This window comes from Microcystis sp. LEGE 08355, assembly GCF_015207185.1.
GTDB lineage: Bacteria > Cyanobacteriota > Cyanobacteriia > Cyanobacteriales > Microcystaceae > Microcystis > Microcystis panniformis.
This window is the reverse complement of the sequence record NZ_JADEXI010000224.1, coordinates 1-6,932: the sequence shown is the minus strand read 5'-3', so window position 1 is coordinate 6,932 and position 6,932 is coordinate 1. Positions and strand designations below refer to the sequence as shown.

Below are 6,932 nucleotides of genomic sequence, written 5' to 3'. Positions count from 1 at the left end.
GTGTGGGGAAGCTGTCTCATCGCCCTATCACCCCAAAACCCTATCACCCTATCTCCTGCCTCCTGACTCGGAGACTCCTGACTCCTGACCCCAGTAACAAACTTTTTCAGCAAACCCTATTTAATTTAACAACTCCCTTGGATCGGTGACTTCCCCTTTAATTGCTGCCGCTACCACCATAGCCGGACTCATCAACAAAGTACGACCAGAAGCGGAACCTTGACGACCTTTAAAGTTACGATTGGAGGAGGAGGCGCTGATTTGATCTCCCTGCAATTTATCGGGATTCATGGCTAAACACATGGAACAGCCCGCCTCGCGCCATTCAAAGCCCGATGCGAGGAAAATTTGGTCTAATCCTTCCGCTTCCGCCTGTTTTTTGACTCTTTCGGAACCGGGGACGATAAAAGCTTTCACATTGGGGGCAACACGATGACCTTGGGCAAATTTGGCCGCTTCGCGCAGATCACTGATCCGGCCGTTAGTACAGCTACCGACGAAGCAGACATCGATTTTTGTGCCTTTAATCGGGGTGCCGGGGGTGAGTTTCATGTATTGATAGGCTTCCTCTGCGATCGCTCTTTCACTGGCTGGTAAACTATCGGGAGTGGGAATGACTTCGTTAACCCCGATTCCTTGGCCCGGAGTAATCCCCCAAGTAACTGTGGGTTCGATTTCGCCGGCATCGAAGACCACCACATCGTCATAAACCGCATCGGCATCGCTTTTAATGCTTTCCCACCAATTAACCGCACTTTCCCAGTCTTTGGGTGCAAAATCACGACCTTTGAGGTAATCGTAGGTGATTTGATCGGGGTTGATATAACCACATCGGGCCCCACCTTCGATCGCCATGTTACAAATCGTCATTCTTTCTTCCATGGACATCCGTTCGATTGTACTACCAGCATACTCGTAGGCGTAACCAACACCGCCTTTAACGCCCAATTGACGGATAATATGGAGAATTACATCTTTAGCATAGACCCCGGGGTTTAAATCGCCGTTTACCTCGACTCGACGCACTTTTAATTTCGATAGGGATAGGGTTTGAGTAGCAAGAACATCGCGCACTTGGGAAGTGCCGATGCCAAAAGCGATCGCACCAAAAGCTCCGTGGGTGGAGGTGTGGGAATCACCACAGGCGATCGTCATCCCGGGTTGGGTTAGACCCTGTTCGGGAGCGATCACATGAACTATGCCCTGATTGCCGGAACCGATGCCGTAGAAAGGAATATGATTGGTTTGAACATTAGTTTCGATCGCCCGGATCATTTCCTCGGCCAAATCGTCAAGGAAAGGACGCGCCTGATTTTCGGTGGGGACGATGTGATCGACGGTGGCAATGGTCCGTCTGGGAAATAATACTTTTAAACCCCTTTCTCTCAGCATCGAAAAAGCTTGCGGACTGGTGACTTCATGCACTAGATGCAGTCCGATAAATAATTGTGTCTGTCCACTGGGAAGAATCTTAACCGTGTGTGCGTCCCAGACTTTATCGAATAATGTTCTTGCGCTCATTGACCTTGGAATGATAGTCATCCCCCTAATCATATCAGCTAACTCCAGCCGATAAATATTAATTTTTTCTTTTCTCTTGGTTGGTAGGGATAATAGATAAATAGCTTTGTTTTTGCCAGCTTAAAACCAGCAGTTTTTGAGTGAAATAAAAAACTTTCTAGGAGAGTGGGAAGTGGGGGAACAATCCATTTTAACACTGATTTGGTATAAGCAAAACAAATCGGCGAACATATAACTAGCTATTTTTGCCCTGCAGCGCAGGATACATAAAATAAAAATCGTTGATGAATGGGAAATAAGATTATTGTAGGGGCGAATTGCATTCGCCCTCTTTTAATAACCCCTCGGTCTATAGCAATAAAAAATTATTCTTTTCTTGTCCCCGCTAAATTATGCTCGCTAACTCTCCTGTTCAGATAAATTTCTCCGAGAACAATTAATCCTAGAATCAGAGGTAAACTCAGCCATGCTCCTAGGTTTCCTAAGTAGTTAACACTAATAGCAATCAGGAGAGTTACCCCCATATAAATAATCGCTACTTGTGAATGAGACAAGCCTGATTTTTGTAATCTTTGATAAAGGTGACTGCGGTGAGATTGGAAGATATTTTCATTTCTGAATAATCGACAAATCAGGGTATAAATAGCATCACCAATCAGAGGAAAAGTGATAGTTAAAGCTGACCAAGCTTGACTTTGATTGCCCTGGTTACTAATTAAAACCATAGCGACAATTGCCCCTAGACTGGTGCTACCCACATCGCCCATAAAAATTTTGGCTGGCGACCAATTCCAGAGGAGAAAACCACCTAAAGCTGCCACTAAAAGCCATAAAATTGGTTGCTGAAAATAGAGAGCGAGAAATCCTAATTGTACCGCCGTACAGCCAGCCACCAAGCCATCAAGACCATCCATAAAATTATAAAAGTTAATGATCGCAGTCAGGCCGATAATTGTGAGAATAATAGCTAAAATTTTGCCGCCAAAACCCAAATCTAATAGCCAAGATTGGGGAAAAGCACCGAAAAAAGTGACCGCAATACTAGCGGAGGATAACTGCACTAAATAGCGAATACTAGAGGGAATACCGCGACGATCATCGAGAAGGCCGATAATAATTAAAGGAGTCAGAGACAGCCACAGGGGAATAAGAGGTAGGGAAGGAGGAACGAGAAAATAACTGAGGCTGCTGGTCAGAGCAAAAGCGACGACAAAACCGAGTCCACCTCCTCTAGGTGTGGGTTGACTATGGCTGCTACGCTCATTGGGAATATCTAACAATTGTTGACTAAAACGTTGTTTAATCAGGGCAACCACCAGAAAACTAATCAGAAAACTGATGACTGAGAGTAGGGATAATAACATAAGGATTTTTGCGCTCAGATTAATTATCGATCCTACGTTGTTCGGTGACGAAAAGTGCAGATATTGCCCTCGTGGTTTTAGTCAGTGTCAGCATCGCACTTCAAAATCTAAGGCACTCCAGCGTTTGGGGAATATGAGCAGCAATTCCAGGTTCACCCTACTCTCGATCGCTTTTTACCTGACTGATGCGACGAACGTTTAAAATATCACTCATCAGCTTAATTTGAATAACACAGCGTTCAAATTGTTGCAGGTCTTTTACTTCAATTTTCAGGGAAATTAAAGCGGGTTTACCGAAATTAGTCTTAACTCCGGCATTGCGAACGTTAATATTTTGGTCACTTAAACGAGAGAGAATATCTTTTAAAACCCCGACGCGATCAATCACTTCAATCTGAATATTTACCGGATAAGTTTGATAACGTCCCTGGTCATCTATAGGGTTCCAACTAACAGGAATTAAGCGTTCAGCTTCGGCTTTTTCCACATTCGAGCAGCCCTGACGGTGAATAACAATACCTTCCCCCGCATGGGCGACTATGCCGGTAATATTTTCTCCGGGTAAAGGACAACAACAACCAGCCAAACGATAGACTAATCCCTCCACACCGGCGATCGGTGATTTACTGACGGGTAAAGCCCTTTGAACGGGAGAAGATGGTAGAATCAATTGGGAATCAGTTAGGACATCGGGCGGATTTTTGACCGTTAAAATTTCCTGTTGATTTTTAACTGTTTCTTGCAGACGATTAACCACATTTTTTAGGGTAACTTCGCCGTAACCCAAAGCCGCCAATAAATCATCTACTGCCACATAATTGCACTGTTTAGCCACCGATTGCATTCGTTCTGATTTTAGCAGGGCATCGAAGCCAGTTTTCCCCAATTCTTTCTCTAATAAATCACGACCTCGGCTAATATTTTCTTCTCGGCGCGATTTTTTGTACCATTGCCGGATGCGATTTCTGGCGCTAGGAGTAACGACAAAATTTAACCAATCTAAACTAGGGTGACTATTTTTGCTGGTGAGAATTTCCACCAGATCACCATTTTGCAAGGGAGCATCAAGAACTGACCATTTACCATTAATTCTTGCCCCTTTCATCTGATTACCTACTTCGCTGTGAATATGATAGGCAAAATCTACTGGTGTCGCACCTTGGGCCAGGGCCACCACATCACCTTTAGGGGTGAAAACATAGATATCTTCTTCAAAGAAATTATTTTTCAGGCCATCCATGTATTCTTGGCCATCTTTAAGGTCTTTTTGCCAGTCGAGCAGATTACGCAGCCAAGCGAATTTTTCATCCTCAGCGGTTAAAGTTGTGTGACTAGAACCGGTTTCTTTATACTTCCAATGGGCTGCAATCCCGTATTCAGCAACATGGTGCATTTCTAGGGTGCGAATCTGCACTTCTAGGGGACGGGCATTTAAACCAACAACGGTGGTATGGAGAGATTGATAACGGTTAGCTTTTGGTAAACCGATATAGTCTTTAAAACGGTTGGGAATCGGGGTAAATTGGTCGTGAACTATGGCTAAACAACGATAACATTCCTCTTTAGTTTCGACGATAATGCGGACGGCGGCGATATCATAAATCTGCTCGAATTCTTTGCCCTGATTGTGCATTTTATGATAAATGCCGTAGAGATGTTTGGGGCGACCTTGTAAATCAAGAACTTTTATGCCAATTTCTTGCAATTTTTCCCGCAATGTGTTAATAACAGTTTCGATGCGGGCCTCTCGATCGATCCGTTTTTCCGATACCAATAACTGGACTTGACGATAAGCATCGGGTTCGAGGTATTTAAAGCATAAATCCTCTAATTCCCATTTAAATCGCCCAATCCCTAAACGGTTAGCCAGTGGAGCAAAGATTTCTCTAGTTTCGAGGGCAATGCGTTGCTGCTGTTGCGGGGTGAGGTGTTCGAGGGTTTGCATATTGTGCAGGCGATCGGCTAATTTTACCACGATGACGCGGATATCTTGAGCCATCGCCAGAAACATTCGGCGAAAATTCTCCGCTTGCCGTTCAGTTTTACTAGAAAAGTTGAATTTGGAGAGTTTTGTCACCGCTTCCACCAAATTACGCACCTCGACACCGAATCTATCCTCGATTTCTTCGGGGGTGACTTCCGTATCTTCCACCACATCGTGAAGGAATCCCGCCGCGATCATTGCCCCATCACCCCCCAGATCTCTCAGTAATCCCGCTACAGCTATAGGATGGGCGATATAGGGTTCCCCGGATTTGCGATACTGCCCCTCGTGGAGTTTGTGAGCGAAATTAAAGGCCCTAGAGATTAAATCGCTATCGGGATTCTGGGGGGCGTTTTCGTGGGTAATTAGGCATTCTTTCAGCCAATCGGGTAAAACTAACGCTTTTTTCGGTTCCGTGGCCCGGGGAAGGACGGTGAGGGTTTCTGGTTGGGTGGCAGTGATGGCGTTCATGGTTAGATGGGGGAGATGGATAATAGGGGTGGTGGAGACGGATAACTAGAAAATTATTAGGCCGAAGGGATGCCAGATTGCTTAACTCTCTAACACTGGAATCGGATCGATCGGCGAAAAGGGCAGGATTCTTTTAAGTTTTTGTCTCTGGTTGGGAGGAGGGAGGACTTGCAACCGTGACGGCAAATCGTTAATCTTATGTAACAAATTCTAACGCGCTTTGTATTGGATGCTACCGACAAATTACCATCAAGCCTACAAATCTTTGTTAAGAAAACTGGAGGATTTCAGTCTTGCCCTTCTGGATGGGGACGCTTCCACGGGGTTACAATCTTTTCAAGCTTTACAAACCTGTCTAGAAGGGGAGATATTGTCACTAAATGATGACAATTTCAGCCCAGAGGTGGCTAATCGTTGGCGCGCGGTCCAGACGGAACTATATCGATCCTGGCGATTGCTGGAGACGGATTGGTTATTTTTGGCCTCAGCGCGGCAAGGACGGGAGAAGCGTTTACAGATAATTAGCGAGCGAGTGGCGACTTTAAAGGGGTATTGTCGGGTTTTGTTAGGGGCAGTTGTCGATTAGTGATTAAATGCTCGATCGCCGTTTGTGTGGCATACTTGACCCTAAGTCCTAACTTTTATCGTTACCGATCGCCTCATGTTGGAAATTAAAGACCTAAAAATTGCCTACCCGACCGAATTAAGTTCTCCCTCTTGGGCGATCGATGGGGTATCTTTTAGTATAGGCAAAGGGGAAACTTTGGGATTAGTGGGTGAATCTGGTTGTGGAAAATCGACCATCGGTAAGGCTATTTTAAGGTTATTACCCAATCGCACTCACGTGGAAGGTGAGATTACCTTTGAAGGGCGATCGCTTTTATCTTTGTCTAGCAAACAGTTAGAAAAGTTTCGCGGGGAAGAGGTGGGATTAGTGTTTCAAGATCCGATGACGCGACTAGATCCGCTGATGACTATTGGCGATCATTGTGTGGAAACTTTGCAAGCTCATCGACGAAATTTAACCTATCGTCAAGCTAAAAGTCAAGCTTGTACTGTCCTAGAAAAAGTAAAAATTCCCGCTAATCGTTGGTCCCAATATCCTCACGAATTTAGCGGGGGAATGCGGCAAAGAGTGGCTATTGCTTTAGCTTTATTATTAAACCCTAAGTTAATTATTGCCGATGAACCCACCACCAGTTTAGATGTGACGGTTTCGGCGGAAATTCTGCGGGAATTAAAGCGTTTATGTAGCGAGGAACAGATGGGATTATTGTTAATTTCCCATGATTTAGCGCTGGTGGGAGAATATTGCGATCAATTAGCGGTGATGCAGGGGGGCAAAATTGTCGAATCGGGAGCGGTAAAAACAGTTTTTAACACACCTCAACACCCCTACACTCGTTCTCTTTTGGCCGCTGCTTTACACCTACAGCTGCGGCAGGAAAAATCTACAGCAATTCAAGGCAAAGAAACGGTGTTAAAGGTGGATAATTTAAAACAGTATTATACCCTAGAAGGTAACTTTTTAGATAGTTTTTTTAATAAAGAAAAGAAATTTATTAAAGCGGTGGATGAAGTGAATTTTGAAC

The 6,932-nt window shown here is 44.6% G+C and carries 5 protein-coding genes; 2 read left to right on the top strand and 3 right to left on the bottom strand.

The genetic code is table 11. The features are described 5' to 3' along the window. Positions 1-120: 120 nt before the first annotated feature. From leuC to IQ242_RS12630, 3 genes are all read right to left on the bottom strand, one after another. Positions 121-1,521, bottom strand: coding sequence for a 3-isopropylmalate dehydratase large subunit (leuC, locus tag IQ242_RS12640; RefSeq protein ID WP_193960217.1), 1,401 nt, complete (start codon positions 1,519-1,521; stop codon positions 121-123). Positions 1,522-1,886: 365 nt separating this feature from the next. After that, positions 1,887-2,885 carry a glycosyltransferase family 4 protein gene (locus IQ242_RS12635; RefSeq protein ID WP_193960216.1) on the bottom strand — a complete coding sequence of 333 codons (999 nt, stop codon included), beginning with the start codon at positions 2,883-2,885 and terminating at the stop codon, positions 1,887-1,889. Positions 2,886-3,042: 157 nt separating this feature from the next. After that, on the bottom strand, positions 3,043-5,340 hold the full coding sequence (locus tag IQ242_RS12630) for a bifunctional (p)ppGpp synthetase/guanosine-3',5'-bis(diphosphate) 3'-pyrophosphohydrolase (RefSeq protein WP_193960215.1): 2,298 nt from the start codon (positions 5,338-5,340) through the stop codon (positions 3,043-3,045). A gap of 229 nt (positions 5,341-5,569) precedes the next feature. On the opposite strand from IQ242_RS12630, the gene patD reads away from it, so the two are divergent. After that, positions 5,570-5,926 carry a heterocyst frequency control protein PatD gene (gene patD / locus IQ242_RS12625; RefSeq protein WP_193960214.1) on the top strand — a complete coding sequence of 119 codons (357 nt, stop codon included), beginning with the start codon at positions 5,570-5,572 and terminating at the stop codon, positions 5,924-5,926. Between the two features lie 75 nt (positions 5,927-6,001). Continuing rightward, the coding region (locus IQ242_RS12620; protein ID WP_193960213.1) for an ABC transporter ATP-binding protein at positions 6,002-6,932 on the top strand (931 nt) is incomplete at its 3' end.